Source organism: Rohdeia mirabilis, from assembly GCA_007750655.1.
In the GTDB taxonomy this organism is placed as follows: domain Bacteria; phylum Planctomycetota; class UBA1135; order UBA1135.
In genome coordinates, this window is the sequence record CP036290.1 from 2,128,418 (window position 1) to 2,155,401 (window position 26,984).

Genomic DNA, 26,984 nt, shown 5'->3' on the forward strand with positions numbered 1-26,984 from the left:
CTCAGCGCGGGACGATCGGCTCGATCCAGCGCCGAGCCGGTCGCGTCTGCCAGTCGCGGCGCCAGGCGCGGGTGCGCGCGTCGTCGGGGTGGGCCTCGCCCGGCGGCGGCGGATAGCTCGACATGCCGTGGAAGGGCAGGGGCTCGACGAACAGCGCCTCCTGGGTGTTCGGGTCGCGGTCCTTCGCCCAGCCGTCGAGGAAGACGAGCCAGTCGCGCGTCCAACCCTCGGGCAGCGGAGGCAGCGCGTTCGCGTCGAAGCGCACCGTCAAGCAGTCGCCGGAACCCATGACGACGAACAGATCGTCGACCGTCTCGATCAGTGGCGTGACGTCGCCGAGCTTCGTGTACATGCCCGGGTGCATGTTCCAGCGCGGTTGGGGCGCGAGACCGTCCCAGTCGAACCACTCGAGCAGGCGGTCGCCGCCGACCATGACCGGTTCACTGAAGCCGCGCTCCCACAGGTTCGTCGACGTGGGGGCGAGGCGCGTGCGCACGAGCGGCTCGTCGTCGTTGCAGGTGGCCAGGCGGATCTCGTCCCAGTACAGCCGCAGCGTCGAGAAGATGCGGATGCGCGGGTCCGCGGGATCGAGCGTGCCGGGTTCGAGCTCGATGACCATCGCCTTGGTCTTGCCCGCGGGGAAGCCGACCGGCGGTCCGAGGTCGCGCCAACCGCCGGCGCCGTCGGGCACGGCGAGGATCGGCGGCACGAACGCGTGGTCCGGGTGCCGGGCCGCGGCCATGTTGACGCTGGCGTCGGTCCAGTAGAGCCAGCCAGTCAGTACGAGGCGCAGGTTCTGGCCCGCGGCGACGGCGTCGGGATCGAAGCGCAGCTCGAGCGTGTGCGGCGTCGCCAGTCCTAGGAACTGACCGCGGTAGGGCACGAACGGCGCGCTCATCTCGCCGTCGACCTCGGCCAGCTCCGGTGCCCAGTCGCGTCCGTCGGAACCGATGGCCGCGAGCGGCGCGTGCGACTCCGTCACGGTGAAGACGTGCTCGCGCGGGAAGGGCGGGAACTGGAAGCGCTCGTTCGGGTAGATCGCGACGCCGGCGGGGCGGTCGACCGCTTCGAGGAAGACCTGGTCGAAGTAGGTCACCTCGCGCAGTTCCTCGGTCAGCTGCAGGACGAGCTCGCCGTCCTTGGGCGCCAACTGATCGCCGCGCACGAGCACCCACTCGTCGTGGTCGGGCGGAACCAGCATCCCCGGCGCCATCGGCAGGCCCAGCGGCGTGATGCCGATCACGTCGCTGACGAACACGAAGCGCTCTCCGTCCCAGGTGTAGAGGAACGGGCACGAGCCCACGAGGCCCTCGGCCTGGGAGACGACGAGCGGCACGTCCGTGGGCACGTCGATGAGCGACTGCACCACGCCGTTCGGCCAGGTCACGCGCAGGACGTCGGCGCGCTCGTGCGGACCGATGCCGAGCGCGAGCGGCTCGCCGCGCCAGTAGAGACGGCGGTAGACCTCGCCGGCGCGCACCTCGACGATCGCGCCGACGCCGCGCGCGTTGTCCTTGACGCCTTCGAGCGCCACGCACAGCGAGCGCGCCGCGGGGTCGGGCGTGCGCTCGAACAGGCGCACGGTGCCGTTCGCGTCGGCGACCAGCACGTCGCACAGACCGTCGCGGTCCGCGTCGCCGAACGCGGCCGAGGCCACGGAGCCCTCGCCGAACAGGTCGGCGCGATCTCCGCTCAGCGGGCGCACCGCCGTGAGTCCGCCCGCGTCGCCCGCGCGTACGAGGTCCACTGCGCCGCTGGCGTAGGGGTCGGCGGTCGCGAGCACCTGTTCGAGAGTCGGAGCCGCGTCCACGCGCACGAACAGTTCGCCGAAGCGACTCGTGAAAGCGCTGGGCGACGCGCCGCCGTACAGGTCCGGCAGCGCGTCCCCGTCGAAGTCCGCGATCACCGGCGCGCGCGGTCCGGCCAGTTCCGCGGGTAGCCGTTCCGAGCGCTCGCTCCACAGGCCACCGCGCTCGTTGTCGAGCAGCAGCACGCCGTTCGGGCCGGTCGCGATCAGGTCCACGTCGTTGTCGGTGTCGAGGTCCTCGGTCACGAGGTGCGTGAAGGCGCGCTGTGTGCCCGGGACGTCGAACTCGACCAGCGTGAAGCGCCCGGGCGTGGGGGCCTCGTCGCCGTCGCTGGGGTCGCCATCCGTGGGGGCGGCCTTCTTCTCGTCGCCGCCGACCTCGGCTCCGTCGTGGCGCAGGAGCCGCAGGCCGAACGCTCCCGCGACGACCAGGTCGAGGTCGCCGTCGTGGTCCACGTCGCTGGCGACGAGGTCCGCCACGTCGCCTTCGAACGTCGCCACGACTTCCGGCTCCTCTTCGAACGCCCCGAACGCTCCGCCCGTGCGGTACAGCAGGACCTGCGCCCCGCGCGCGACCGCCAGTTCCAGATCGCTCGCGGCCGAGCGCACGCGGTACGCGGCCCCATCGATCTCGCCGCGGATCTCGAGGCGCGTCTCGCGGTCCTCGCCCAGCTCGATCGGCACGCTGCGCGTGAAGTCGCCGGCGAGCACGCGCACGCGCGCGCCGGACGGGTCGAGGCGCCAGAGTCCGTCGCGTGCGGCCCAGAACAGCTCGCCCGCGGGCAGCTCGCTCAACAGCGGCGGCCCACCGGGCACCGGCACGGCGTCCGCCACGTCGCCGGCGTTCACCGCGAACCAGCCTTCGGTGGGGGACATGAACAGCGGCCGGCCGTCGGGTTCGAGGCCTTCCCAGCGCGCGATCTCGGTGAACTCGAGGTCGGCGCGCTCCGGTGCCCGGCGCGCCACCGGCCGCGGCGCGGCGACGCGGCCGAGCGTGCCGCGCAAGAGGTCGCGATTCGTGGGCTCCGGCACGGCCCGCTGCTTCAGTTCCGTCCAGCGATCGAGCACCGCGTCGCCCTCGTCGATGCGCTCGAGGTCGAGCAGGAGCTGCCCGTACATGTAGGTCGCGCTCAGGTACCACGAGCCGCCGAACTCGAGGCCGCGTTCGTAGAGCTCGGAGTAGATGGCCTCGGCCCGCTCGACGTACTCGGGAATGTCGTCGAACACGCCTGCGTCGTACAGCACCTTGCCGAGCGCGAGGCGCGTCGGATAGTCGTCGGGCGCCAGCTCGCTCGCGCGCTCGAAGTGGAAGAGCGCCGCCTCGCTCTCGACGATCTCGAAGAGGTGCCGACCGAGGACGTAGTGCGCCGCCGCGTCCGCCTCGTTCAGTTCGAGCGCGCGTTCGAGCAGGCTGCGGACGCGGTCGGGGTCCTGGTCGAGCTCGCGCACGCAGATCGCCACGCGCACCAGGTCGTCGGGATCGACGGGATCGCGCAGGAGCAGGGGCTCGAGCTCGGCCAGTGCCGCGCCCACGCGCTCACCGGCGAACAGCGCCGCCGCCCGCTCCCGTGCGACCAGGACGTCGGCTGGGACCGCGCCGTCCGCCACCGCTTCGGACCCAGTCCCCCCGGGCCCCGTCTCGCCGGTGCCGGCCGCGCTTGCGTCACCGCCGCCGCCCGACCCGCCGCTGCCGCCCTCGTCCTTCGGAGCCAGGAACAGCAGCGCACAGAGTGCGACCACCACGACGGCCGCGGCCACGAGGGCGCCCACGGGGGCTCGGCCGGAGCGCGAGGAACGGGGAACGGGCGGCGAGGTGGCTTCTTGGGGCGTGGATGCGATCATGGTCGCGTGCCATTGGATCCAATCGCCGGGCCCAGTTGCACCGTCTCGGCTCCTGACGGATCCCCCGGCGCGCCGAGAATGCCTGTTCCAGGACCTGCCCGCGCGGTGGTGTCGCGAGCGCCCGACCTCGACCCGGACCGCGCGTCACCGCCCGTCTCCCGCCCTCAGCCCGTGCTCGCCACCCCCACGCGACCGTGACCGACTCCGACCAGCCCCAGGGCTCAGCCGCCCCTTCCACCCAGCCCGCGGTCGCCGGAGCTCCGGCCGGAGCCCGCCGCGCGATCGTCGTCGGTGCCTCTTCGGGCATGGGCGCCGCGCTCGTGCGCCAACTGGCGGGGGAGGGGTACAAGGTGGCCGCGCTCGCCCGCCGCTCCGATCGCCTCGAGGAGTTGGCCGCGTCCTGCGCCGAGGCCTGCGCGGCGAGCGGCGGGCGCGTCGTCGTGCGCGCCCACGACGTGACGGACCACGGCGAGGTCCCCGAGCTCTTCGAAGAGCTGGTGGAGGACCTCGGCGGACTCGACCTGTTCATCTTCGCGGCCGGCGTCATGCCGAAGATCGAGCCGCGCGAGTACTCGACGACGAAGGACTTCGAGATCGTCGAGGTCAACGTCAAGGGCTGCATCGCGTGGACGAACCAGGTGGCGCAGCTGATGCAGACCCAGCGCTTCGGAACGATCGTCGGCATCTCGTCGATCGCCGGCGACCGCGGCCGCAAGGGCAACCCGGTGTACTGCACGTCGAAGGCGGCGATGAACACCTATCTCGAGGCCCTGCGCAACCGCTTGTCGGAAGTGGGCGTGCACGTCTGCACGATCAAGCCGGGATTCGTGGCCACTCAGATGACCGACGGCATGGAAGGCCTCTTCTGGTTGGCGAAGCCCGAGCAGGCGGCGGCCCAGATCCTCGCCGCCGCGCGCAACCGCGCGAACGTGCGCTACGTGTTCCGCCGCTGGTGGATCGTCGGCACGATCGTGAAGTCGATCCCGTCGTTCCTCTTCCGCCACCTCAACATCTGACTCGCAGGACGATCAGGACGCAGCGGATGTCGGGTTCGATCAAGAAGGGACGCCTGCGGGCGAGTGCCGACCTCTCGGGGTGGGCCGACGGCGTCGGGCAGTCGCGCAAGTCGCTGCGCCGCGTCGCGCGCTCGTACGAGTACGTCGAGGGCTGGGGGCGCGCCGTCGGCTCGCGTGGCCGCGTGCTGCGCCCGACCTCGGTGAAGGAGGTGCGCGCGGTGCTGGCGGCGGCGCGGCGCGCGGGTGAACCGGTGTGTCTGCGCGGCGGCGGCAACAGCTACGGCGACGCCTCCACGAACACGCGCGGCCACGTGCTCGACATCGGGCGCATGAACCAGGTGCTCGACTTCGACGCGGAGACCGGCGTCGCCGAGCTCGAGGGCGGGGTCACGATCGCGCAGCTGTGGCGGCACGCCTTGCCGCGCGGCTACTGGCCCAAGGTCGTGAGCGGCACGATGTTCCCCACGATCGCCGGCGCCGCCGCGATGAACATCCACGGCAAGAACAACTTCAAGGTCGGCACGATCGGCGACGCGATCGAAGCGTTCGACCTGGTGCTGGCCAACGGCGAGCTCGTCACCTGTTCGCGCTCGCAGAACGACGACCTGTTCCACGCCGCGATCGGTGGGTTCGGGATGCTGGGCGTGATGACGCGCGTGCGCATCCGCACCCAGCGCGTGCACTCGGGCGAGCTCCAGGTCCACGCGCGTTCGTCGCGCAACCTGCGCCACATGCTGGAGCAGTTCGAGGAAGAGCGTGCGAACGCGGACTACCTGGTCGGTTGGATCGACTGCTTCGGTCGCGGTCTCGGCCTGGGGCGCGGACTCGTTCACGTGGCGCGCTACCTCGAGCCGGGCGAGGACGAAGATCCCGAGGCCACTTGCCGGCTCGCGCACCAGGAGCTGCCGAGCTCGATCCTCGGCTTCCCCAAGAGCCAGGTGTGGCGCTTCCTGCGTCCGATCTGCAACGACCTCGGGATGCCGCTGCTCAACCTTTCGAAGTACACCGCCGGACGACTCGAGGAGAAGAAGGCGCCCTTCCGCCAGCCGCACGCCGCGTTCGCGTTCCTGCTCGACTACGTGCCGGACTGGAAGCTCGCCTACGGCCCCGGCGGTCTGATCCAGTTCCAGTCGTTCGTGCCGAAGGAGACCGCGCTCGCCACCTACGAGGCGCTGCTCGAGCGCTGCCACCAGCGCGGGATCGTGCCCTACCTCGGCGTGTTCAAGCGCCACCGCCCGGACCCGTTCTGGCTCACGCACGCGGTCGACGGCTACAGCTTCGCGATGGACTTCAAGGTCCGTCCCGAGCGGCGCCAGGAACTCTGGGACCACTGCCGCGACCTGACCGAGATCGTGCTCGCAGCCGGCGGACGCTTCTACTTCGCGAAGGATCTGACGCTGCCGCCGGGCACCGCGCGCCGCTTCCTGCCCCCGGACCGGGTGGCCGCGTTCGAGGAGCTCAAAGGACGTCTCGACCCCGACGGCCGGTTCGAGACCCAGCTCTACCGGCGGCTCTTCCGCAGCTGAGGCGGCACTCCGCGCGAGGCGAACGGTCCGAGTGGCCCGGCGCACGGGTCCCGACCGCGCGCAGCCACGACTTGGGCCACTTGGAGGTGGCAGCCCGCGCGACCTCGTCGCTACCCTGCTCGCCCGAACCGCCTCCAATTCGAGCCAATGAACGACCAACAGCCCCAGCAACGCAGCCTCTTCGAGTTCTTCGACAACGACTCGCGCACCGTGATGAACACGGCCCGCGACGAGGTCGTCCGCACCAAGCGCGAGGGCCTCGAGGCCGAGCACCTGTTCGGCGCGATCCTCGCCGGCAACTTCGAGGGCGTCGACGGCGTGCTGACCGCGGCCGAGCTCGACAAGGCCGCCCTGCAGTCGGCGCTCGACGAGGTCTCCGGGATGGGCGATGCGGAAGCGCCGCCCGAGCAGATGCCGGTCGGCCAGGCCGCCCAGGCCGCGATCCAGGTCGCCCTCCAGGCCGCCCTCCAGGCCGCGGGCCAGATGCTCCACGGCCACGTGCGCCCCGAACACCTCGTGCTGGGTCTGATCCAGACGCCCGACTCCAACGTCGACAAGGCCCTGCAGAAGGTGGGCTCGTCCCGCGACGTCCTCGGCCGCGCGCTGATGGCGCGTCTCCAGGTCATTCCGCAGAACGAGGAGGCCAAGCGCCGCGCCGCCGAGGCCCAGCGCGAACAGGCCGCCCAACAGCGGGCGGGTGGCGGAGCCGGAGCGTCGATGGCCGGCATGACCGAGTCCGCCCAGCGCGTGGTCGCCCGGGCCCGCAAGGTCGCCGGCGAGCTGCGTCACGGTCAGGTCGGCACCGTGCACCTGCTCCTCGCCCTGCTCGAGGACGAGGACCGCATGACGAGCAACGTCTTCTTCAAGGTCGGTGTCCGCGGCGAGGAGGTGCGCGCCGAACTGCTGCGCACGCTGCGCGCGGAGGACCACCAGGCCGAGCCGGCGGCCGTGGCGGCGTCCACGGGCGACGAGGCCTGAGGTCGTCGCTGGCCTCGCGAGAGGTCGCCCCGAACGAACGCGGCCCGCGTGAACCGACGAGGTTCGCGCGGGCCGCGTTCTACATGTCGAGCACGCGTGCGCTCGACCGCTCGCGTCAGCGTTTGCGCAGCACGACCACGTCCTGGTACCCGGCGCCCTCGGGGATGATCTCGACGATCTCGAGGAACGTCCCCCAGGCCCGACGGATGTGGCGCGTCGAGTAGAAGACGGACGTGTTGTTGCTGAGGGCCGAGGTCCAGCGGAAGACGGTGCGGTCCTTGGGCAGCGGGCCGGCGAAGAGCTCCGGACCCACGTCGTAGTCGCTGATCTGGTCGCGCATGCGCACGAGGTCGCTCATCAGCGCACCCGCGCGCTCCACGATGCTCCAGGTGTGTTCGGTGTGCACGGTCAGATACGCGAAGCCGCCGGGCGCGAGCACGCGCGCGAGCTCGGCGATCCAACTGCGTTCGAACTCGTCGATGTGCGTGAAGACCGAGAAGGCGTAGACCAGGTCGAGCGACGCGTCCGGGATCGGCAGGGACGGAAGCACGGTGTTCTGGAAGATCCGCGTGCGCTCGGGGAGGTGCTGTCCGAGCCAGTCCACGTGCCCGCCGTTGATGTCGCAGCCCCAGACCTCGAGGTCGTCGCGCTGGAACAGGAAGTGGCGCAGCACGCGCCCCGACGCGCAACCCATCTCGAGCACGCGGGCTCCCGCGGCGAGCGGCGCGTCGTGGCGCGCGAGCACGCTCTCGATCGCGAGGTAGTCCTCGAGCCCGCTCATCCAGAAGTCGAAGTGCCGCGGCCCGTGGTAGCCCTCGCGCTGGGCGGTGTCGGGCAGCGGCGCCGTGTCCGCGACCACGCGCTCGAGGAGTTCGGCGCGGGTCTCGACGCCGCGCGGCAGGTCCGCGTGCCCGAGGCCGTCGACGTGCTGGGCGGGCGGCGGGAGATGGCCGCCGCCCTCCGACCGACCGCCGAGCGCGAAGGCCCGCGTCCAGTCGCCGAAGGCCACCTTGTCGCGCGTGGCCAGGGCCTGGGCGGCGCGTCCGGCCTCGGTCTCCATCATCTCCGCCAGCCAGCGGCGGCCGAAGCGCTCGTCGGACGCGATGGTGCGCTGCACCCAGTCCTCGAACCAGGCGCGCAGCGTGTCTTCGTCGAGGTCGAGCTTCGCCACCGACGCGAATCCCTCGCGGCCGTAGCGCTGCTCCAAGAGCTCGAAGAACCAACCGCGGACGTAGCCGATGTTGTGCGAAAGGGTGCGGATCGTCGCGTCGCGCAGGGCGCGGTGGACGCGGACGTCGTCGAGGTCCAATTCGCCCAGCGGCGCCGGTCGCGGGTCGTCCTGGGGGTCCGAGGGGCAGCTCATGGCGCGAATTCTACGGGTAGGGACACCGATTCGCCGCCGAGGACGCGGAGCCGCGTCCGGAGCTGGACCACGCTCGCGAGCAGCGCTTCGCCGGGCGGGCCCGTGCACCTCTCAACGGGTATCCTTCCCCGGCCCATGAGCGACCCGCGCCCCAAGCACCAACGCGACATCTCGAACTTCGTCCGCCTCACGAAGGCGTTGGCGGAGAAGCAGGTCGTGTGGGAGGCCGGTCCTTCGCAGCTCGAGTACTCGACCACCTCGGCCTGCAACCTGCGCTGCCCGATGTGCCCCCAGGCCGACGAGCCGCCGGTGGTCAACACGCCCAAGGAGCTCCAGCGTCCGTTCCTCGAGGACGTGTTCGAGACCGCCTCGAGCTGGGTGCCGATCGCGCTGTCCGAGCCGCTGCTGGTCCCGTTCCACAAGTACTGGGACCTGCTCGAGAAGCAGAACGTGTGGCTCGACATCACGACCAACGCGATGCTCCTGACGCCGGAGAAACTCGACGAGATCCTCCCGCGCCTGCACCGCCTGACCATCTCGTTCGACAGCCACGAGAAGGAGGTCTTCGAGCGCGTGCGCCCGCCGGCGATCTTCGAGACGGTGGTCGAGAACAGCCGCCACGCCGTGGCCCGTTGTCGCGAGGTCGGCGTGCCCGTGATCTTCCACATGGTGCTCGTGGAGGACGTGCTCGAGAAGCTGTGCGAGTTCGTCGACTACGTGGCCGACCTCGGCGTGCAGCGCGTCTCCGTGCTCGAACTCCTGCCGACCTCGACGCACTTCGACGAGATGAATCCGTTCGGCCGCCACGAGGAGAGCTACATCGCCGAGCGCCTCGAAGGCATGAAAGTGCGCGCGGCGGAACGCGGCGTGGGGCTGCTCTTCAACATGCGCCCCAGCCTTGGCGGCGAGTTCACGAACAGCGAGGTGCCGATGCGCCTCACGAACGCGCGCGGACTCGAACTCATGCAGACCGAGCTCGCCAACGAGTTCGTCGGCTTCTGCCCGATGGTGATGACCTACCTCGAGGTCGAACCCAACGGCCGCGCCTTCCCGTGCTGTCGCGCGCCGGAGGAGCTGTACCTGGGCAACGTGTTCGAGCAGGGCCTCGAGGCGGTCTGGAACGGTCCGGTGATGCAGGACCTGCGCCGCCGCATGTTCGAAGGCGACTACCCGAAGCCCTGCGTGGGCTGTGCGGTGCTCGAAGCGCCGAAGTGGCGACTCGAGGAGCAGCGGCGCCGGGCGGGCGACGGCGACGGCGCGAACTCGCCGGTCTAGTCGCCGGTCTAGTCGCGGTCCGGCTGCTGCCACTGGCGCCGCGCGGGCACCGAGACGATGCGGCGCTCCTCGGCGATCCAGGCCGTGAGCGAGCCGCCCCAGACACAGCCGGTGTCGAGTCCGATCACCGCCTCCGTGCGCACCAGTCCTCGCGCGGCCCAGTGCCCGAAGACGACGCGCCGCTCGCCGTGGTCCGCGGGGCGGAAGTAGGCGTCCCAGGGCGCGAACCCCGCCGGCGGCTCGGCGGGGGAGCTGCCGACGGCCGCTGGGGGCGGGAAGGCGCCGTCCGCGTCGCACAGGCGCACGCGCGTGGCGAAGTCGCTGGCCGGGTGGCGCTCGAGCGGATCGAGCCCCGCCAGGGCGGCGGCCGGATCGCTCCAGCGCGGATGCAAGCCAGCGTGCACCAGGTAGAGGTCGTCGAAGACCCGCAGGAACGGCTGTGCGGCCACCCAGTCGAGCAGCTCGTCGCGGTCGTCGGCTCCGAGGACCTCGTCGAGCGTGTCGCCGGCGGCGAGGCTGCGCCGCCCGGCCGCCGTCCGCAAGAGGTGCAGGTCGTGGTTGCCGAGGACCGGTCGGGCGTCCAGCTCCCGAAGGAGCCGCAGGGCGCCGAGGCTGTCCGGCCCGCGGTTGACCAGGTCGCCGACCGGGTGGAGGACGTCGGTGGCCGGATCGAACCGGCAGCGCTCGAGAAGCGTCTCCAGCTCCTCACGGCAGCCCTGGATGTCGCCGATGAAGATGCGTCGAGCGGTCATGGGGTCCCTCGCGGGGTCTGGAGCATAGGAGAGGCTCCCTTTCGGTTGTGCCAGGCCGCCCGGCGCGCTACCGTCTTCGGCTCGATCGCGGGCCACACCGGCCCGACCCCGACCACCGGACGGTCCCAGCGGATCCTCCACAGCACCACGTTCATCCCATGGCGAAGTCCCAGAACAAGGCCGGCGGCCCGACCCGCGGCCGTCGACGTCTCAAGATGCTGGGCATGGGTTCCGGCAAGAACCTCACTGCCAAGAAGAACGGCAAGCGCGGCTGATCCGGCCGATCCCTGCCTGTTCCTCGGTCGACCGTTCTCGAGCGGCCACGACCACGAGGCCCGTCCCTGGACGCGCCCGTCCAACGCTCGCCGCACGGCGCCGTCGGGGCGGGCGCGCTCCGTTGATGACGGCTTCCTCGGCGTACGGCTTCCACGCGCGGTGCGTTCCGCGCGCACCAGCGGCGATCGAGCCAGCTGGAACCCGCCCCGCTGGCGGCGCGCGTGTTCGCAGCGCTCGTCCTCGTCCGTGAGATCGACCCAACGTGGACCCGCTCGCCCTCTTCGCCGGACTCTTCTCGGCCGTCGCCTGGGCCTTCGGCTCGCACCTGTTCGCGCGCCTCATGGTGCGGCACCGCGAGGTCGGTGCGCCCGCCGCGAACCTCTACAAGAACGCGCTCTCGCTCGCGATCTTCGGCGCCCTGGCGCTCGCGCTCGGCTGGCCGTTGCTCGACGCGGGTGACAGCGGGTGGTTGTTGCTCTCCGGCCTGCTCGGCTTCGCGGTGGGGGACGCGCTGTACTTCGCGGCCCTGCCCCTGTGCGGCGTTCAGATCGCCGCCCTGTCGGGGAACCTGATCCCGCCGGCCGCCGCGCTGCTCGGTTGGCTGGTGCTGGGCGAAGTGCTCGAGAGCCGCGCCCTGGTCGCGATGGCCGTCGTCATGACCGGCATCGTCATCGTGCTGCTGGGCAAGGCCGGCGGCGGTGACGCCTCGCGCGCGCCTCGGCCGGTGTTCGGCTTCGCACTCGCGGCCGGAGCCGCCCTGACCCAGAGCTTCGCGATCATCGCCGGTCGCGGTGCGATGACCGACGGCGACGGCACGTTCGCGTTCTTCATGATGGCCAACGTGGCGCGCCTCGCGGGCGGGGTCGCGGGCGCCTTCCTGATCGCCGGTCTGCGCGACGGGGCGCGCCGCGAACGCCGAGCGGTGCCCGCGCTGTTCACTCCGCTGCGCAAGGGTCTGCGTGGGCCGTTCGCGGTGGCGGCGCTGATCGCGGCGGTTCTGAACCTGCCGCTGTTCACCTACGCGATGGGCACGCTGCCGGCCGGGATCTCGAGCGTGCTGTTCGGTACGACGCCGCTGTGGACCCTGCCGATCGGCCTGTTCCTCGGCCAGCGCTACGGCGCGAAGGCCTGGATCGGCAGCGCGATCGCCTTCTGCGGGCTGTTCGTGCTCGTCGACCCGTTCGGTTGGTTCGCGACGCCGCTCGTCGCTACGTGAGCGGACGGCGCGCGCGCCCCGCGCTCCACACCAGGCCCAGGGCGACGGGCAGCGCGAGCGCGGCGAGCGGTTGGTCCACCAGCTGGAGCCGCTGGACCACGTCGTCCGCGAACCAGCCGGCCGTCGCTGCGACGAGCAGTCCGTTGTACAGCGCGTGGATCCCGATGCCCGGCAGGATCGACCCGGTGCGCCAGCGCACGAAGCCGAGCACGACTCCGATCGTGAAGGTCGGCAGGAAGCGGTGGATCGACGCGTGCGCCAGTCCGAACAGGAGCGCCTGCCAGAAGATCGCGCGCACGGGCGTCCAGTCGCGCATCATCCCCGACTGGATCGAGCCGCGGAACAGCAGCTCCTCGCAGACGCCGGGCGTGAGCGCCAGCAGGAACAGGCCGATCCACGGGCCGAGTTCGACGAGCTGATCGATCTCACCGCCGAACCCGCGCGGCAGCGGGAGCACCTGGGACTGCCACGCGAGGAGGATGCCGGCCAGTCCGGCGAGACCGACCACGGCGAACGGGATCGCGGCGAGGCTCGCGAGCGGTGGCCGCTCGAGGCCGAGCGGTCGTGCGAGCGACGTGCCGTCGTCCTTCGCCTCGGCGCGCGCGAGCAAGAGCGCGAGGCCGACCGCGAGCACCCAGAGCGTCGTCGCGAGTCCGTAGACCAACGACTGCGCCTGCAGGTAGCTGCCGACGAAGTAGATCAGGAAGACCGCCGCCCAGCCGGTCGACAGGGCGCGGCGCGCGCGGCGTTGGCGCAGCGCCGACTCGGTCTCCGTGTCGCCGTGCTGGAGCACGCTCTCGAGGTCGAGCAACGTTCCGACGCGCGCCAGGGCGAAGTAGGCCGCGGCGCCCGAGGAGATCACCGACAGGAGAGCGGGGAAGAGGCCGAGGTTGCCCGCCAGCGCCTCGCGCATCGCGAGCGACGTGCCGACGAGCGGGATCGCCGCCAGCGTCGGGGCGAGTTCGACACCGGGCAGCGTGGCCGGCGCCGTGGCCACGAGTCCCGCGATCGACAGGGGCAGGATCATCGTCTGCGCCTCGCGATACGTGCGGGCGCGGGCCGAGAGCGCGCACAGCACCGCCGCCACGAGCAGCGCTCCGGGCAGACCGAGCAGCAGCGCGAGCGACAGGCGTCCCGCGAACAGCGGGCCGAGCAGCGCCGCGCCCACGTCCGCGCCCTCGACGCCCGACGGCACGATGCCGGCCGCCGCCGATCCCACGAGACTGCCGAGGTTGCCGAGCAGCGCGGCTCCGGCCGAGAGGGCCACCGCGCAGAACTTGGCCCAGCTCACGATCCGCACCGGGACCGGTTGCACCAGCAGCGTCTCGAGCGTGCCCTGTTCGCGCTCGGCGGCGAAGGCGTCGAGCGCCGCGTAGGCACCGCCCGAGATCAGGATCATCACCGACACGATCGGCAGGAAACGGCCGAAGTTCGCGCCGGCGGCGTCCGCGGGTTCGGCGCGGTCGTGGGGCTCGAGCGCCAGCGTCAGGTCGGGGTCGACGTCGAGGCGCCGCTCGAGCTCGCGATCGACGAACGCGTCCGAGAACTCGGCCAGCGTGCTCCGCAGTCGCGAGCGCAGTTCCTGGCCGCGCTCGCTGGATCCGTCGTGCCACAGCACGAGGGCCAGTTCGTCGTCCGGGCCGCGTTCGGCCACGAGCCAACCCGTCGCGCTCTCGTGGACCGCTTCCATGCGCTCCGACAGCCACTGCGCGTCGGGGCTGGCGCCGTCCTCGTCGTCGGCGGTGACCGGTGGCTCGAAGACCGCGAAGACCGTCGTCATCTGTTCGACGCCGTCGAGTTGTTCGTCGAGCGCCTCGAACAGGTCCGTGTCGAGCGCGCCGAGGTCCACCAGCAGCGTGACCTCCTGCGTCTCCATGCGCCGCTCGGCCTCGGCCCCGAGCGCCTTCGCCCCGACGAAGTACAGGGGGTACAGGAGCATCGGCAGCACGACCGCCATGAACAGGGCACGGCGGTCGCGCAGGAGCCTGCGCAGCTCGCAGGACAGGACGGCGACGAAGCGCGGGTCCAGGCTCACGCGTCGCTCCGATCCGCGGCGGCGGCGCCGGCGAACGGCGCGTTCGGAGCGGCTCCGCGCGCGCGCGCGACGAAGGCGCGGAAGATGTCCTCGAGCCAGCGCTCACCCGTGGCTTCGCGCAGCTCGTCGAGCGTGCCGACGCCCAGGAGGTTTCCGCCGTAGATGATTCCGATGCGGTCGCACAGTCGCTCGGCCTCCGACAGCACGTGGGTCGAGAACAGGACGCAGCGGCGGCCGTCGCGTCGCGACTGGATGAAGTCGATCATCTCGGACGTGCCGAGGATGTCGAGTCCGGTCGTCGGCTCGTCGAGGATCAGGACGTCCGGGTCGTGCAGCACCGCGCGCGCGATGTTGACGCGCTGCTTCTGGCCGCTCGACAGCTGTTCGCAGCGCTGGGTCGCGAACGCACCCATCGAGAAGGTCTCGATCAGCTCCTCGATGCGTTCTTCCAGTCGGTCCTTCGCGAGGCCGTGCAGCGTGCCGAAGTAGCGCAGGGTCTCGCGCGCGTCGAGGCGCGGGTAGAGGCCGGTCGTGGCCGACAGGAACCCGATCCGCCGCCGGACCTCGTCCGGGTCCTCCTGGACCTCGATGCCGTCCACGTGCGCCGTTCCGCTCGACGGGCGCAGGGTCGTGGCCAGGATCCGCAGCGTCGTGCTCTTCCCGGCGCCGTTGGGCCCGAGCAGTCCGAAGATCTCGCCGTAGCGGCACTCGAGGTCGAGGCCGCACAGGGCGCGCACTTCGCCTTCGCTGGGGTGGGCGTAGCTCTTCGCGAGGGCGCGCGTCACGACGGCGACCTTCTGGGTCCCGGCTGCGGGCGTGGGTGTGTTCGACATGGTGGGGGATCAGGCGCGCGCGGCGCCACCGGTCAACTTGGCGACCCAGCGCGGGACGCCGCTGCGTTCGGTCTGCATGGCGTGGACGGCGATCCGCACCGCGGCGAGGGCGACCAAGAGCGAGACCGCGAGGCTCACGAGCAGCGGTCCGAGCGGGAGCGCCGAGAGGTCGTCGCCCGCGCGCAGGATCTCGCGCAGGCTGATGCTGGTGCCGACGATGGGGATGGCGGCGATGCCGTAGGTGAGCGAGACGCCCGGCAGCGTGCTCGCGAGCGCGGGCAGGATGAAGATCATCTGCACCGAGCCGAGCAGTGCCTGTCCCTGCTTGAACGTGTCCGTGAACGCCGCGGCCGCCGTCAACGTCGCGGACAGGAAGATCGCGAAGGCGAGCATCACGGGCAGGATCAGGAGCACCGTCGTGACGGGCAGCGAGAACTGCACCGAGTCGGTCAGCATCCCGAGCAGGTGGTTGGCGGCGAGCGTCATGCCGACCAGGTTCATCGCCGTGGCGGCCAGGGCGGCGACTCCGACGCTCGCGAGTTGCCCCGAGAAGACCGCACTGCGCGGGACCGGGAGCAGCAGTGTGGTCTCGAACGTCTTGCGCTCGCGCTCGCCCGCGGTCACGTCGACGGCGGGGAAGAACGCGCCCATGGTCGCCATCGCGATCAGCATGAGCGGCAGCATGGTCGAGAGGATGAATGCGCCCAGCGCCTCGGGGGCCGCGACGTCGCGCGCCACGAACGCGAAGGGCTCGAGCGCGTCGACGGACGTGCCGAGCAGGCGTTCGCGCTCGGCGGCCACCACCCGCTCGCGCGCGGCTTCGACGCGATCCTTCGCGAGCAGCGAGGCCGAGCGCGACGCGTCGAAGTAGAGCTCGACGGGGCCTTCGGCGGGCACGCGCAGGAGGGCGTCCGCACCGCGCACGGCGTCCGCGTCGAGGCGCTCCGTGAGCGTGCCCGTGCCCAGGTGGTAGAGCGTCGTCGGTCCGAACTCCGCGTCGAGCGTGGGGGGCGGCGCGGTGGTGCCGTCGGGCGCGGCCTCTTCTCCGGCGGCAGACGCGCCACCGCTCGCGGCGAGGCTCTCGAGCTCGGCCCGCTCGCGAGCGTCGGTCTCGAAGGCCGTCACCAACGCGTTCGCGCGCGCCTTCGCACCGGGATCGGCGAGAACCTCGATCTCGACCGTGCGCGCCGAACGCAGGCCGTCGACCAGCGTCGACGCCTGCAGCGCGACCCAGAACATCGCCGGATACATGACCAGCGGCATCAGCAGCGTGTACATGCGCGTCTGACGGTCGCGGAACGCGCTCTGCAGTTCCTTGGCCGCAACGGTGCGCGCGACGCGGATCCAGGCGGAGAGGCTCATCGGTCGTTCCTCGTTCCGTTCTCGATCGAGTTGCCCGTGGTGGCGCCCTCGTGTGGTGCCGGCGTCCGTTGCGCGGTGGGCGCGTCGTTCGCGCTGCTGCGCGCGTCGTTCGGTCGGCGGCGGGGGTCCTCGACCGCGGCGTGCGCGGCCGGTGACCAGCGTTGGGTCGCGCCGTCGTGCACGGCCCAACCCGCGCCGCCCAGGCCCTTCGCGCGGTACATCGCGGCGTCGGCGCAGGACAGGAGTTCATCGGCGCTGCCGGCGTCGTCGGGGTACAGCGCCGCGCCGATGCTGGGCGAGATCGGGACCGCCACGCCTTCCAGCACGACCGGGCGAACCACCGCGTCGAGCAACTTGTTCGCGACCACGCCCAGGTCCTCGCGACTGCCGACCTCGGGCACCAGCACGCAGAACTCGTCACCGGAGATGCGCGCGACCGTGTCGGCTTCGCGCAGCGCGGCCGACAGTCGTTCGCCGACCGCGACCAGCAGCTGATCGCCGGCGCGGTGACCGTACGTGTCGTTGATCGCCTTGAACTTGTCGAGGTCGAGGAACAGGACGCCGAGGCGCACGCGCGCTCGGCGCGCGTGCTTCAGTTCGAGGTCGAGGCGTTCCTCGAGCGAGCGGCGGTTCGCAAGTCCCGTCAGTCCGTCGCGGTAGGCCAGCTCGCGCATGCGCTCCTCGAACGCGACCACGTCGCTCGCGTCGCGCAGGACCAGGACGCGGCCGAAGTCCTCGCCGCGGACGCCGACGATCGGCGACGACGTGACCTCGACGGGGCGGCGGATCTCCTGACCGCCCTCCGTCACCACCAGGAGTCGGCGCCGCGGCGCGCGCGGATCGGCCGGGGTCATGGTCTGCGGGTCGCGCTCGAGGCGCACGACGCGATCGAGCGGGCGCCCTCGAGCGGCGGCCGCGTCGGCGCCGAGCAGTTGCTGGGCCGGCCCGTTCACCAGCGTCACGAGGTCGTTGCGATCGGTCGTGACCACGGCGTCCGCGATGCTGCGCAGGGCCGTCGCCACCAGCTCGCGGCTGCGGTCGAGCCGGACCTCGCTGCGGATGCGCATCAGCGCCAGCTGGCCCGACACCAGGATCACGAACAGTGAGCAGGCCATCTGGAGCGCGACCGTGGTGGGTGGGCTCGTCGCGCCGCCGCCCAGGCCGATGACCGCGCCGAAGATCCCGGCGAACGCGCAGGCGACCGTGACGACGTTGGTGAAGCGCGGGCTCTGGAGCCAGGCACTGGCCAGGACCGGCAGGATCAGGAGGCTGCCGAGCACGAGGCTCGAAGGCAGCCAGAGGTCGATCGCGAAGACGGACACCCCGATCGCGAGGACGGCGCGCAGAGCAGCGACCCGCGAGCGCGCGTGGCCGTCGTGCTCCCCATCGGTGGTGTCGCGCGAAGCGTTCATGGACGGGGAGGACGGTAGCAGGCCCCGGGGGCGGTGCAGCACGCACTCGGCTCCAAGACTCGGGTGGCGTCTCCGCGGCGCGAAACGCGAACCGTCGCCTCGATCGGTTCCGGCGCACGGCGGCGCGCGCGTGGACCGAACTCAGGCGCCCGGACCGGGCGCGTCGAAGCCGCCGGACAGGCGCAGCGCGGTTCCGATCAGCGCGAGGTGCGAGTAGGCCTGGGGGTGGTTGCCCAGCGCCGAACCGTTCGTCGGGTCGAGCTGTTCCGACAACAGGCCGCTGGTTCCCGCCGCGCGCGCCACGGCCTCGTACAGCTCCTGCGCCCGCGCGCGATCGCCGGCGCACAGGTGCGCGTCGGCCAGCCACAGCGTCAGGATGTGGAACCCGCCCTCGGTGCCCGGTAGGCCGTCGTCGGAGTCGTAGCGCAAGAGGGTCGGCCCGTGCCCGGCATCGGCACCGCGCAGGAGTTCCGCCTCGATCGCGCGGATCGTTCCGACGAAGCGCGGGTCGGTCGCATCGATCAGTCCGATCGGGCCGAGCAGGAGTACCGCGGCGTCCAGGTCGTCGCCGTCGTAGGCCGCGGTGAACGCGTTCTGCTGCGGGTCGTAGCCGCGCTCGAGGATCTCGGCCTTGATCCGCTCGCGCAGCTCCGTCCACGAGGCAGGACTTCGCTCGCCCATGCGTTCGGCCAGGGCGATCGCGCGGTCCAACGTCAGCCAGCACATCGCGCGACTGTGCACGTGGTGGCGCGGCGCCTTGCGGATCTCCCAGATGCCGTGGTCCGGTTCGTCCCAGCGCCGTTCGACCGCGCGCACCATGTCCTCGACGAGTCGCCAGTGCTCGTAGGACAACGGCGCGCCGCGCAGGCCGAGTTCGTACACGAGGGACGCGATCGGACCGAACACGTCGAGCTGGACCTGTGAGGCCGCCGCGTTGCCGATGCGCACGGGGCGACTGCCGGCGTAGCCCGCGAGTTCGCCGATTTCGGCCTCGAAGTCCACGTCCTGGCCCGAGACCATGTAGAGCGGTCGCAGCTGCTCCGGGCCGCTCGAGCGCGAGAGCACGTCGTGCAGCCAGTCGAGGTAGGCCATGGCCTCGCTCTGACTGCCGAGTCGCACGAGCGCGTCGGCCGACAGCGCCGCGTCGCGGACCCACGTGAAGCGGTAGTCCCAGTTGCGCACGCCGCCCACGTGTTCGGGCAGGCTCGTCGTCGCGGCGGCCGCGATGCCTCCGGTCGGCCCGTGGCACAGGGCGCGCAGCGTCAGGGCCGAGCGCAGGACCGCGGCGCGCTGCCTGTCGTCGAGCGCGCTCGGAAGTTCGAGCTGCCGCGCCCACACCTCCCAGTGCGCGGCCGTGCGCTGGCGGCGCCGCCTCTCGGGCACGGGGTTCTGTTCGAGTCCGTTCGTGCCGAAGCGCAGTTCGAAGGTGACCGGGCCGTTCGCAAGATCGAGCGTCGCCCGCGCCGTTCGGTGCACGCCTTCGGTGACGAGCGTCCACTCCACGCCGGGTGCGAGCAGCACGATCGGTTGGAGCGCACCGCGAACCACGAGGCCTCCCGGAACCACGTCGAGCTGTGTGGCGTGGCGCCCGTAGTTGAGGCGCGGCGCGAACTCGACGACCGCGCGGCCGTGCGCGGCGTCGCTGGCTCCACCGGCGTTCGCGCGCGGCTCGACGACGCGCACCAGGTCGGTCCGACCGGGGCGCTGCGTCGGGCGGCCCATCGAGGCGTCGAAGTAGTCGACCACGTCGAAGGCGTCGAAGCGCGTGCGCGCGATCAGCGTGTCGCCGTCGTAGGTCGTCCGTCCGACGACGGCGCTCGGTCCGTCCACGTCGGGGCGGATCGTGAAGTGTCCGGCCGCGGCACCGCCGAGCAACTCGCACATCACGGCCTGGCTGTCGATGCTCGGTGCGCAGAGCCAGTTGATCCGGCCGCGCGGTTCGACCAGCGCCACGGCGCGCTGGTCGGAGAGCAGCGTGAGCTCCTGGATCGGCGGGGCACCGCCGCCCGAGAGCCACGCGGCGCGGAACTCGAAGAGGATCGCGAACATCCTCGCGATCGCGCGCGTGTCCGCGACGCGCAGTGGCGCGCATGTCTCGCCCGGGCCCACCTTCACGGCCAGGTCCGGTCCGCGCAGCGTCGCGAAGGCGTCCTCGTCGGTCACGTCGTCGCCCGCGAACACCGCGGCACTCGCTCCGACGCGTCCGCGCAGGGTCTCGAGCGCCGTGCCCTTGTGCGTGGCGACCACGCACAGCTCGACGACGCACTTGCCGCTGCGGACGTGGACGCCGTCCAGTCGACCGGGACCGTCGAGAACGGCCGCTCGGGCCGCCTCGTGCTGACCGCTCTCGACGCGCCGGTAGTGGAAGGCCGCGCCGACCGACTTCTCCTCGACCTGGGCGCCCTCGAAGCGCTCGGCGATCGTCGCGAGCTCGCGCTCGAGTCGGTCGCGAAGCGCCAGGGTCGCTGGGGGCAGCGTGCCGGCGAAGTCCGGTTCGAACTCCGATCCGTGGCTGCCGACGAGGCGCACGTCGGGCGGATCGCCCGTGAGTTCCACGAGGTCCGCGAGACTGCGACCCGACACGATCGCCACGTGCGTCTGGTCGAGCGACGCGAGTCGGCGCAGAGCGATGAGCGCCTCGCGATCCGCCGTCGCCGCCGCGGGGTCCTCGACGATCGGTGCGAGCGTCCCGTCGAAGTCGGTCGCGACCAACAGCACCGGCACCTGCGCGATGGCCTCGAGACGGGCGAGCAGCGCGGGGTCGACGGCGGGAGTGGGGGTCTGGGTCCGGGTCACCTGTTCAGGTCCTCGAGGAATCCCTCCGCCCAGGCGTAGACGTCGGTGGATGCGATCTGGTCGCGCAGACTCCCCATGCGGGTCCGGCGCTCCTCCTCGTCCATCGACAACGCGCGCTCGAAACTGTGGGCCATGCCGTCGACGTCGTGCGGATTCACCAAGAGGGCGTCCACCAGCTCGTGGGCGGCCCCGCAGAACTCCGACAGCACCAGCACGCCGTCGCCGTCCACGCGCGTCGCGGGGTACTCCTTCGCCACGAGGTTCATCCCGTCGCGCAGGGGCGTGACGGCCAGGACGTCGGCGGCCAGGTACCAGGCCGCCAGCTCGCGTTGGTCGATGCTCTTGTAGTGGTACTCGATCGGCGCGCGGCCGAGCGTTCCGTACTCGCCGTTGATCTGCCCGACGTAGGACTCGACGCGCTCGCGGATCTCGGCGTAGTCGGGAATGAGCTCGCGGCTGGGGACCGCGATCTGGACCAGCACCGGGCTCGGGAGGTCGCTGTTCACCCGTCGCGCGAGAAGGGTCTCGAAGGCCTTGAGTCGCTTGTCGATCCCCTTCGTGTAGTCGAGTCGGTCGACGCCGAGGATGATCTTGCGTTCGCGGCCCAGGCGGTCACGGATCTCCTCGGAACGCGAGCGAACGGCGGGATCGGCGCCCAGTTCGGCGAACGCGGTGAAGTCGATCGAGATCGGATAGCTGCGCGCGACGATGCGACGGCCGCGCCACTCGAGGACCTCGTCGTCGATGCGGCGCGCGTCGGCGTAGCGCACGGCCGCCGTCACGAAGTTGCGCCGCCCCAGTTCGGTCTGGAAACCCACCACGTCGGCGCCCAGCAGGCCTTCGAGCAACTGGCGGCGCCAGGGCAACTGCGCGAACAGCTCGCCGGGCGGGAAGGGGATGTGCAGGAAGAAGCCGATGTGGGCGTTCGGGCAACGCTCGCGCAGGGCGGCCGGGACGAGCTGCAGCTGGTAGTCGTGGACCCAGACCGTGCCGCCGTCCTCGAGCGAGCGCGCGGCTTCCTCGGCATAGCGCTGATTGACGTCCACGTACGAGCGCCACCAGCTCCGACGGAACTCGGGGAAGCGCACCGAGTCGTGGTAGAGCGGCCAGAGCGTCGCGTTCGAGAAGCCCAGGTAGAAGAGCTCGAGTTCCTCGGCCGACAGCTGCACCGGCCGCAACCGGATGCCCTGGTGGTCGAACGGTTCGGGCGCCTGGCCCGCGGCCCCGGACCAGCCGATCCAGGCCCCGGCGCGCTCGCGCAGGATGGGCAGGAGGGCCGAGACCAGCCCGCCCGGACTCGTCTCCCAGCCGTACTGGCGGCCCGGGGACTCGCGCTCGATCCAACTGACTGGCAAGCGGTTGGCGACGACGACCAGCTGCTTGCCCCGTTCCCCGGGGCTTGTGGGCCTGCCCTTCGCTTGTGGTTCCTCGGTCACGGCGCGACGAGGCTAGTGCAGGGATTCGCCACAGGACAACAGATTGGCGGGCCGCGAACCCGAAAGGGGGTCCCATGTCGGAGTTGATGCGGCGACGGACGAGGGGCGGATCGCGCCTGCGCAGAGCGCTGCGGACCCTCGCGAAGGACGGCGGAGCGGTGGCGTGCGTGAGCGTGCTCCTGTACTGCGTCGTCTTCAATCTGTCCGTCGTGCGCGGCCGTTCGATGGCCCCCGGCATCCACGACGGCGACCGCATCCTGGTCGAGCCGTGGTCGCGCGCCATCGGCGACTTCGGGCGCGGCGACATCGCGGTCCTGCGCTCGCCGATCGAGCCCGGACTCGAGTACATCAAGCGCATCGTCGCGCTCGCGGGTGACGAGGTGCTGATCGCCGACGGTCGGCTGTGGGTGAACGACGAACTCGTCGAGGAGCCCTACGCGGACCTCGGTCCGGCGGGTGAGTCGCCGCTCGGTGACGCGCTGGTCTGGACGCGCGTGCGCGAGGGCCACTGCTTCGTCCTGGGCGACAACCGCCCGCACTCGAGCGACAGCCGCGACTTCGGGCAGATCCCGGCCGACCTCCTGCGCGGTCGGGTGCGACTGCGGGTCTGGCCCCCGGATCGCGCGGGCCTGCTCGACTGAGCGGATCGGCGAGCGCGAGCGCGGATCTGCGGCTCGCGCCCGTTCACGGCGCGCGGTAGCGTGCGCGGATGGTCGAGCCGAAGCAGTCCGTCGTCCTGGTCACCGGCAGCGCCCGCGGGCTCGGACTCGCCTGCGCGCGACGCCTCTTCGAGGGCGGCGCCCGCGTCCACGTGGTCTGGCGTTCGGGCCCAGCTGCACCGCGCGGACTCGTCGAGACCTTCGGGCCGAAGCGCGTGCACCGCGCGGACCTCGAGGAACCGGGCGCCGCGGTCGCGCTGGTCGACGCCGTCGCCAAGGTGGACGGCGGACTCGACCGGCTGGTGCACGCGGTGGGTCCGTACCACGAGGGCCGGCTCGACGAACGGACGCCCGCGGGCGGAGCGGGCGAAGTCGCCGCGCAGATGTGGAGCGGCAACGTGGCCACCGCGATCGCCACTTTCGACGCCGCGCGCCCGCACCTGCGCGCCGCTTCCGCCGGCGCCGCGGTGTTCTTCGGCGTCGCGGGCCTCGCCGGCCTGCGCGCGCGTCGCGACTGTGCAGTGTACGCGGCGGCGAAGAGCGCGCTGCTCGTGCTCGTGCGTTCGTGGGCGGTCGAAGAGGGACCTTTCGGCGTGCGCGTGAATGCCGTCTCGCCCGGGGTCGTACCGCACGACGACGCCCACCCGGCCACGCTCGACCCGAAACTGCTCGCGCGCATCCCCGCGGGCCGCACCGGGCGACCCGAGGAGATCGCGGACGCCGTCGAGTGGCTGCTCGGGCCCCGCTCCGCGCACGTGACCGGCGTCGACCTGCCCGTCGCGGGCGGGTGGATGCTCTGACTTCACGTTCCCGCGCTCGTGCTGTTCGACACGATCGTCGACGACCCGCTCTGGACGTTCGGCGCGTTCGCGATCGGAGTCGCGGCCGCGGTCGGTGCCGCGCGCGAGCTCGGGGTCCGGCGCGAGCGGCGCGACTGGACCTGGGTCGACACCGGGTGGATCGAGGTCGAAGGGGCGGATCCCGAACTCACCTACGTGGTCGACGGCCAGCGGTACTCACTGCGCCATCTCATGAGGCGGCTCGCCCGCGCGCGCGCGCGCGTCGGCCCATTCGATCCACGGGACGAGGTGCGGCTGCGCAGCGATTCGGCGCGCCTCGGACCGCAGCGTGTCCTCGTCGATCCCGCGCGATCCTCGAGCGCCCGACTCGGCCGCGGTGACCTGCGAAGCGGCTGGGGACGGGCACTGGTCTGCGTGGCGATCGTCGGCCTGGGGGCGGGCGGGATCCTGCTGGTCGGACTCCTCTAGAGCGAGCGACGATTCGGCGATCGATGGAGCCGCTGGTCGCTTGCCGCGCGCCGGTCGCTAGGCTCTTCGCCATGGACATGCTGCGCGACATCGACCCGGCCACCGGCGAGCTCATCGCCGAGATTCCCGTCTCCTCGCCCGACCAGGTGACCGCTGCCGTGGCCCGCGCGCGCGCGGCGGCCGACGAATGGGGCGACGTGCCGTTCGACGTGCGCGCCGAGCTCCTGCTGCGCGTCGCCGAACGGTTCGACGAGCGCCAGGACGAACTGGCCCAGCTCGTCACGCGCGAGATGGGCAAGCCCTTCGCCGAAGCCCGGCGCGAGTCCTCGGCGCGCTCGAAGGAACTGGCCGGCGTGATCGAGACGGCGCGCCGCGCGTTGGCGGTGGAGGACGTGTCCGAGGGCAGTTCGCGCACCCACGTCGTCCGCGATCCGCTCGGTGTGGTCGCGGCGATCACCCCGTGGAACTTCCCGCTCGCGATGCCGACCAGCATCCTGTTGCCCGCGCTCGCGACCGGGAACACGGTGGTCTTCAAGCCCAGCGAGCACGTGCCGCTCTGCGGCGCCGTCCTGGCCGAGATCATCGGCGGCGACCTGCCCGACGGCGTGCTCGAACTGGTTCAGGGCGCGGGCGAGACCGGCGCCCAACTGGTCGACGCCGACGTGGACATGATCGGCTTCGTCGGCAGTCGCGCGACCGGCCAGAAGATCATGCGCGCCGCCGGTGGGGGGCTGAAGCGGCTCGTGCTCGAACTCGGCGGCAAGGATCCGTTGATCGTCTTCGCCGACGCCGATCTCGAAGCGGCCGCCGAGTGCGCAGTCACCCACAGCCTGCGCAACGCCGGTCAAGTGTGCTGCAGCGTCGAGCGCGTCTTCGTCGAGGACTCCGTGCGCGAGGAGTTCGAACGGTTGGTCCTCGCCAAGGCCTCGAAGTGGACCCACGGCAGCGGCTTCGAACCCGAGAGCCGCATGGGCCCGATGGTGGACGACGCGCAGCGCCAGAAGGTCCACGCCCAGGTCGAGGACGCGGTCGCCCGCGGCGCGCGCCTGTTGCTCGGCGGCACGCTGGCGGACGGACCCGGCAGCTTCTACCCCGCGACCGTGCTCGCCGACGTGCCGGACTCGAGCGTCATGGCGACCGAGGAGACGTTCGGGCCGGTCGTGTCGCTGAGCACGTTCGACGGCGACGAGGCCGAGGCCGTGCGACTGGCGAACGCGACGCGCTACGGGCTCGGCGCCAACGTCTACACCGGCGACGGCGAACGCGGGCTGCGCGTGGCGCGGCGGATCCGCAGCGGCCAGGTGGGCGTCAACCGCTACCTGGCCGGAAGTTCGCGCGCGCCCTGGGTGGGGGCGCGCGAGTCGGGCTTCGGGTTCCTGGGCGGCGTCGAGGGCTACCGCCAGTTCACGGTGCCGAAGTCGATCTCGATCGCGTCTGGCGGCTGAGCGCGGGGCCGACTCGAATCAGCCGGCCGGTGCGCTCGTGCCGCCGCCGCCGAGCAGGGGCAGGGCCCCGAGGACGATCATGCCCGTACCGAGCATGGAGATCGCGTCGCCTCAGCAGCCCTGGCTGCGCACGATGAAGCCGGCGATGACGAGGCCGATGCCGAGGGGTTTGACGAAGCGCTGCATGGTGGAGTCGGGGCGCTCGGGGGATCGGGTGGCGGGACCCTCGAGCTGGAGCGGAAGACTACTCCACGGCGCTGCAACCGGCGACCGCCGGTCGTCCCGAGCACCGCGCACGGGCCGCACGGGCCCTGGATGCTGGACGGCGCGGCTCGTGGCGCTAGGGTCTGCACCCCGGCTCGCTCGGCACTCGTGCTCGACGCGACCAGCGCCGCCGAACCGAGGCGCCCCCCCCGCAGCGGAAGCACCGCACCGAACTCGATCCCGAACCATGTCGACCCCCGCCCGCATCGCAGTCGCGAACCCCGTCGTCGAACTCGACGGTGACGAGATGACCCGGATCATCTGGGCCTTCATCAAGGAGCGCCTGATCCTGCCCTACGTCGACGTGAAGCTCGAGTACTACGACCTGTCGATCCAGAGCCGCGACGCGACCGACGACCAGATCACCGTCGACGCGGCCGAAGCGATCGCCCGCGTCGGAGTCGGTGTGAAGTGCGCGACCATCACGCCCGACGAGGAGCGCGTGAAGGAGTTCGGGCTGAAGAAGATGTGGCGCAGCCCGAACGGGACGATCCGCAACATCCTCGGCGGCACCGTCTTCCGCGAGCCGATCGTCGCGAAGAACGTCCCGCGCCTCGTTCCGGGCTGGACGAAGCCGATCGTCATCGGCCGTCACGCGTTCGGCGACCAGTACCGCGCCACCGACTTCCAGGTGCCCGGGCCCGGCACGCTGACGATGACGTTCATGCCGAAGGACGGCGGCGAGCCGATCACGCGCGAGGTGTTCGAGTTCCCCGAGCCCGGCGTCGCGATGGGCATGTACAACCTCGACGAATCGATTCGCGGTTTCGCGCGCGCCTGCCTGAACTTCGGCCTCGGGCGCGGTTGGCCGGTCTACCTGTCGACCAAGAACACGATCCTCAAGGTGTACGACGGCCGCTTCAAGGACCTGTTCCAAGAGGTCTTCGAGGCCGAGTTCGAAGAGCGCTTCGCCGCGGCGGGGATCACCTACGAGCACCGCCTCATCGACGACATGGTGGCGGCCGCGCTCAAGTGGAACGGCGGCTTCGTCTGGGCCTGCAAGAACTACGACGGCGACGTGCAGTCCGACACCGTGGCGCAAGGTTTCGGTTCGCTCGGACTGATGACCAGCGTGCTGATGACGCCGGACGGCAGGACGGTCGAGGCCGAAGCGGCGCACGGCACGGTCACGCGCCACTACCGCCAGCACCAGCAGGGCAAGGAGACGTCGACCAATCCGATCGCGTCGATCTTCGCCTGGACGCGCGGACTCGGCCACCGCGCGCGTCTCGATCAGAACGCCGATCTGACGCGCTTCTGCGAGACCCTCGAGCGCGTCTGCGTCGACACCGTCGAGAGCGGTCAGATGACGAAGGACCTCGCGCTGCTCGTCGGCGAAGGCACGCCCTGGCTGACGACCCAGCAGTTCCTGGACGCGCTCGATGCGAACTTGAAGCAGGCGCTCGCCAGCTGAGGGACGGGC

At 71.6% G+C, this 26,984-nt stretch carries 19 protein-coding genes; 10 read left to right on the forward strand and 9 right to left on the reverse strand.

Annotated elements, in window-relative coordinates:
• Position 1: 1 nt before the first annotated feature.
• Positions 2–3,649, reverse strand: coding sequence for an FG-GAP-like repeat-containing protein (locus Pla163_RS07985; protein ID WP_145186224.1), 3,648 nt, complete (start codon positions 3,647–3,649; stop codon positions 2–4).
• Positions 3,650–3,843: 194 nt separating this feature from the next.
• Between Pla163_RS07985 and Pla163_RS07990 the strand changes: the two genes are divergently transcribed.
• From Pla163_RS07990 to Pla163_RS08000, 3 genes are all read left to right on the forward strand, one after another.
• Entirely contained in the window at positions 3,844–4,665 is an 822-nt protein-coding gene (locus Pla163_RS07990; RefSeq protein ID WP_419186446.1) for an SDR family NAD(P)-dependent oxidoreductase, read from the forward strand.
• 26 nt (positions 4,666–4,691) lie between these two features.
• The gene (locus Pla163_RS07995) at positions 4,692–6,191 is read left to right on the forward strand and encodes an FAD-binding oxidoreductase (RefSeq protein ID WP_145186227.1); all 1,500 of its coding nucleotides are present in this window, start codon (positions 4,692–4,694) and stop codon (positions 6,189–6,191) included.
• A 147-nt stretch (positions 6,192–6,338) separates the two neighbouring features.
• Positions 6,339–7,169: a Clp protease N-terminal domain-containing protein gene (locus tag Pla163_RS08000; protein WP_145186230.1), complete on the forward strand. Its 831-nt coding sequence runs from the start codon at positions 6,339–6,341 to the stop codon at positions 7,167–7,169.
• A 115-nt stretch (positions 7,170–7,284) separates the two neighbouring features.
• Here the strand turns inward: Pla163_RS08000 and Pla163_RS18920 are convergent, their stop codons facing one another.
• The gene (locus tag Pla163_RS18920) at positions 7,285–8,532 is read right to left on the reverse strand and encodes a class I SAM-dependent methyltransferase (RefSeq protein ID WP_419186447.1); all 1,248 of its coding nucleotides are present in this window, start codon (positions 8,530–8,532) and stop codon (positions 7,285–7,287) included.
• A gap of 135 nt (positions 8,533–8,667) precedes the next feature.
• Here Pla163_RS18920 and Pla163_RS18925 point away from each other — a divergent pair, with 135 nt between their 5' ends.
• The gene (locus tag Pla163_RS18925; RefSeq protein WP_419186448.1) at positions 8,668–9,807 is read left to right on the forward strand and encodes an SPASM domain-containing protein; all 1,140 of its coding nucleotides are present in this window, start codon (positions 8,668–8,670) and stop codon (positions 9,805–9,807) included.
• Positions 9,808–9,815: 8 nt separating this feature from the next.
• On the opposite strand, the gene Pla163_RS08015 is transcribed toward Pla163_RS18925, so the two are convergent.
• Positions 9,816–10,559, reverse strand: coding sequence for a metallophosphoesterase (locus tag Pla163_RS08015; RefSeq protein WP_145186239.1), 744 nt, complete (start codon positions 10,557–10,559; stop codon positions 9,816–9,818).
• Between the two features lie 538 nt (positions 10,560–11,097).
• Between Pla163_RS08015 and Pla163_RS08020 the strand changes: the two genes are divergently transcribed.
• Positions 11,098–12,051 carry an EamA family transporter gene (locus Pla163_RS08020; protein WP_145186242.1) on the forward strand — a complete coding sequence of 318 codons (954 nt, stop codon included), beginning with the start codon at positions 11,098–11,100 and terminating at the stop codon, positions 12,049–12,051.
• Here Pla163_RS08020 and Pla163_RS08025 read toward each other — a convergent pair.
• From Pla163_RS08025 to Pla163_RS08050, 6 genes are all read right to left on the reverse strand, one after another.
• Positions 12,044–14,086, reverse strand: a complete 2,043-nt coding sequence (locus tag Pla163_RS08025) for a CPBP family glutamic-type intramembrane protease (protein ID WP_145186245.1) — start codon at positions 14,084–14,086, stop codon at positions 12,044–12,046. The two genes, Pla163_RS08020 and Pla163_RS08025, sit on opposite strands and share 8 nt — an antisense overlap.
• Positions 14,083–14,919, reverse strand: a complete 837-nt coding sequence (locus tag Pla163_RS08030) for an ABC transporter ATP-binding protein (protein ID WP_145186248.1) — start codon at positions 14,917–14,919, stop codon at positions 14,083–14,085. The genes Pla163_RS08025 and Pla163_RS08030 overlap by 4 nt, the downstream gene beginning before the upstream one ends.
• A 9-nt stretch (positions 14,920–14,928) precedes the next feature.
• Positions 14,929–16,281, reverse strand: coding sequence for an ABC transporter permease (locus tag Pla163_RS08035; RefSeq protein ID WP_145186251.1), 1,353 nt, complete (start codon positions 16,279–16,281; stop codon positions 14,929–14,931).
• Entirely contained in the window at positions 16,278–17,693 is a 1,416-nt protein-coding gene (locus Pla163_RS08040; RefSeq protein ID WP_145186254.1) for a GGDEF domain-containing protein, read from the reverse strand. Before Pla163_RS08040 ends, Pla163_RS08035 begins: the two co-directional genes overlap by 4 nt.
• 141 nt (positions 17,694–17,834) lie before the next feature.
• Positions 17,835–20,489 carry a trehalose-phosphatase gene (otsB, locus tag Pla163_RS08045; protein WP_145186257.1) on the reverse strand — a complete coding sequence of 885 codons (2,655 nt, stop codon included), beginning with the start codon at positions 20,487–20,489 and terminating at the stop codon, positions 17,835–17,837.
• A complete protein-coding gene (locus tag Pla163_RS08050; RefSeq protein WP_419186449.1) occupies positions 20,486–21,925 on the reverse strand; it encodes an alpha,alpha-trehalose-phosphate synthase (UDP-forming) in 1,440 nt (479 codons plus the stop codon). Before Pla163_RS08050 ends, otsB begins: the two co-directional genes overlap by 4 nt.
• A gap of 86 nt (positions 21,926–22,011) precedes the next feature.
• On the opposite strand from Pla163_RS08050, the gene lepB reads away from it, so the two are divergent.
• The 5 genes from lepB (at position 22,012) to Pla163_RS08075 (ending at position 26,975) form a co-directional block, all read left to right on the forward strand.
• Entirely contained in the window at positions 22,012–22,566 is a 555-nt protein-coding gene (gene lepB, locus Pla163_RS08055; RefSeq protein ID WP_419186450.1) for a signal peptidase I, read from the forward strand.
• A gap of 68 nt (positions 22,567–22,634) precedes the next feature.
• On the forward strand, positions 22,635–23,384 hold the full coding sequence (locus Pla163_RS08060) for an SDR family NAD(P)-dependent oxidoreductase (RefSeq protein WP_145186264.1): 750 nt from the start codon (positions 22,635–22,637) through the stop codon (positions 23,382–23,384).
• An 18-nt stretch (positions 23,385–23,402) separates the two neighbouring features.
• On the forward strand, positions 23,403–23,852 hold the full coding sequence (locus Pla163_RS08065; RefSeq protein ID WP_145186267.1) for a hypothetical protein: 450 nt from the start codon (positions 23,403–23,405) through the stop codon (positions 23,850–23,852).
• Between the two features lie 71 nt (positions 23,853–23,923).
• On the forward strand, positions 23,924–25,297 hold the full coding sequence (locus Pla163_RS08070; RefSeq protein ID WP_419186451.1) for an aldehyde dehydrogenase family protein: 1,374 nt from the start codon (positions 23,924–23,926) through the stop codon (positions 25,295–25,297).
• Positions 25,298–25,748: 451 nt separating this feature from the next.
• Positions 25,749–26,975 (forward strand): NADP-dependent isocitrate dehydrogenase, encoded by a 1,227-nt coding sequence (locus Pla163_RS08075; RefSeq protein ID WP_145186273.1) that lies wholly within the window; start codon positions 25,749–25,751, stop codon positions 26,973–26,975.
• Positions 26,976–26,984: the final 9 nt, after the last annotated feature.

What these genes read in the sequence shown, in the direction of transcription:
- Pla163_RS07985 (WP_145186224.1), bottom strand. Translation starts at nt 3,649, where the DNA reads ATGATCGCATCCACGCCCCAAGAAGCCACCTCGCCGCCCGTTCCCCGT.
- Pla163_RS07995 (WP_145186227.1), top strand. Translation starts at nt 4,692, where the DNA reads ATGTCGGGTTCGATCAAGAAGGGACGCCTGCGGGCGAGTGCCGACCTC.
- Pla163_RS08000 (WP_145186230.1), top strand. Translation starts at nt 6,339, where the DNA reads ATGAACGACCAACAGCCCCAGCAACGCAGCCTCTTCGAGTTCTTCGAC.
- Pla163_RS18920 (WP_419186447.1), bottom strand. Translation starts at nt 8,532, where the DNA reads ATGAGCTGCCCCTCGGACCCCCAGGACGACCCGCGACCGGCGCCGCTG.
- Pla163_RS18925 (WP_419186448.1), top strand. Translation starts at nt 8,668, where the DNA reads ATGAGCGACCCGCGCCCCAAGCACCAACGCGACATCTCGAACTTCGTC.
- Pla163_RS08015 (WP_145186239.1), bottom strand. Translation starts at nt 10,559, where the DNA reads ATGACCGCTCGACGCATCTTCATCGGCGACATCCAGGGCTGCCGTGAG.
- Pla163_RS08030 (WP_145186248.1), bottom strand. Translation starts at nt 14,919, where the DNA reads ATGTCGAACACACCCACGCCCGCAGCCGGGACCCAGAAGGTCGCCGTC.
- Pla163_RS08035 (WP_145186251.1), bottom strand. Translation starts at nt 16,281, where the DNA reads ATGAGCCTCTCCGCCTGGATCCGCGTCGCGCGCACCGTTGCGGCCAAG.
- Pla163_RS08040 (WP_145186254.1), bottom strand. Translation starts at nt 17,693, where the DNA reads ATGAACGCTTCGCGCGACACCACCGATGGGGAGCACGACGGCCACGCG.
- lepB (WP_419186450.1), top strand. Translation starts at nt 22,012, where the DNA reads ATGCGGCGACGGACGAGGGGCGGATCGCGCCTGCGCAGAGCGCTGCGG.
- Pla163_RS08060 (WP_145186264.1), top strand. Translation starts at nt 22,635, where the DNA reads ATGGTCGAGCCGAAGCAGTCCGTCGTCCTGGTCACCGGCAGCGCCCGC.
- Pla163_RS08070 (WP_419186451.1), top strand. Translation starts at nt 23,924, where the DNA reads ATGGACATGCTGCGCGACATCGACCCGGCCACCGGCGAGCTCATCGCC.
- Pla163_RS08075 (WP_145186273.1), top strand. Translation starts at nt 25,749, where the DNA reads ATGTCGACCCCCGCCCGCATCGCAGTCGCGAACCCCGTCGTCGAACTC.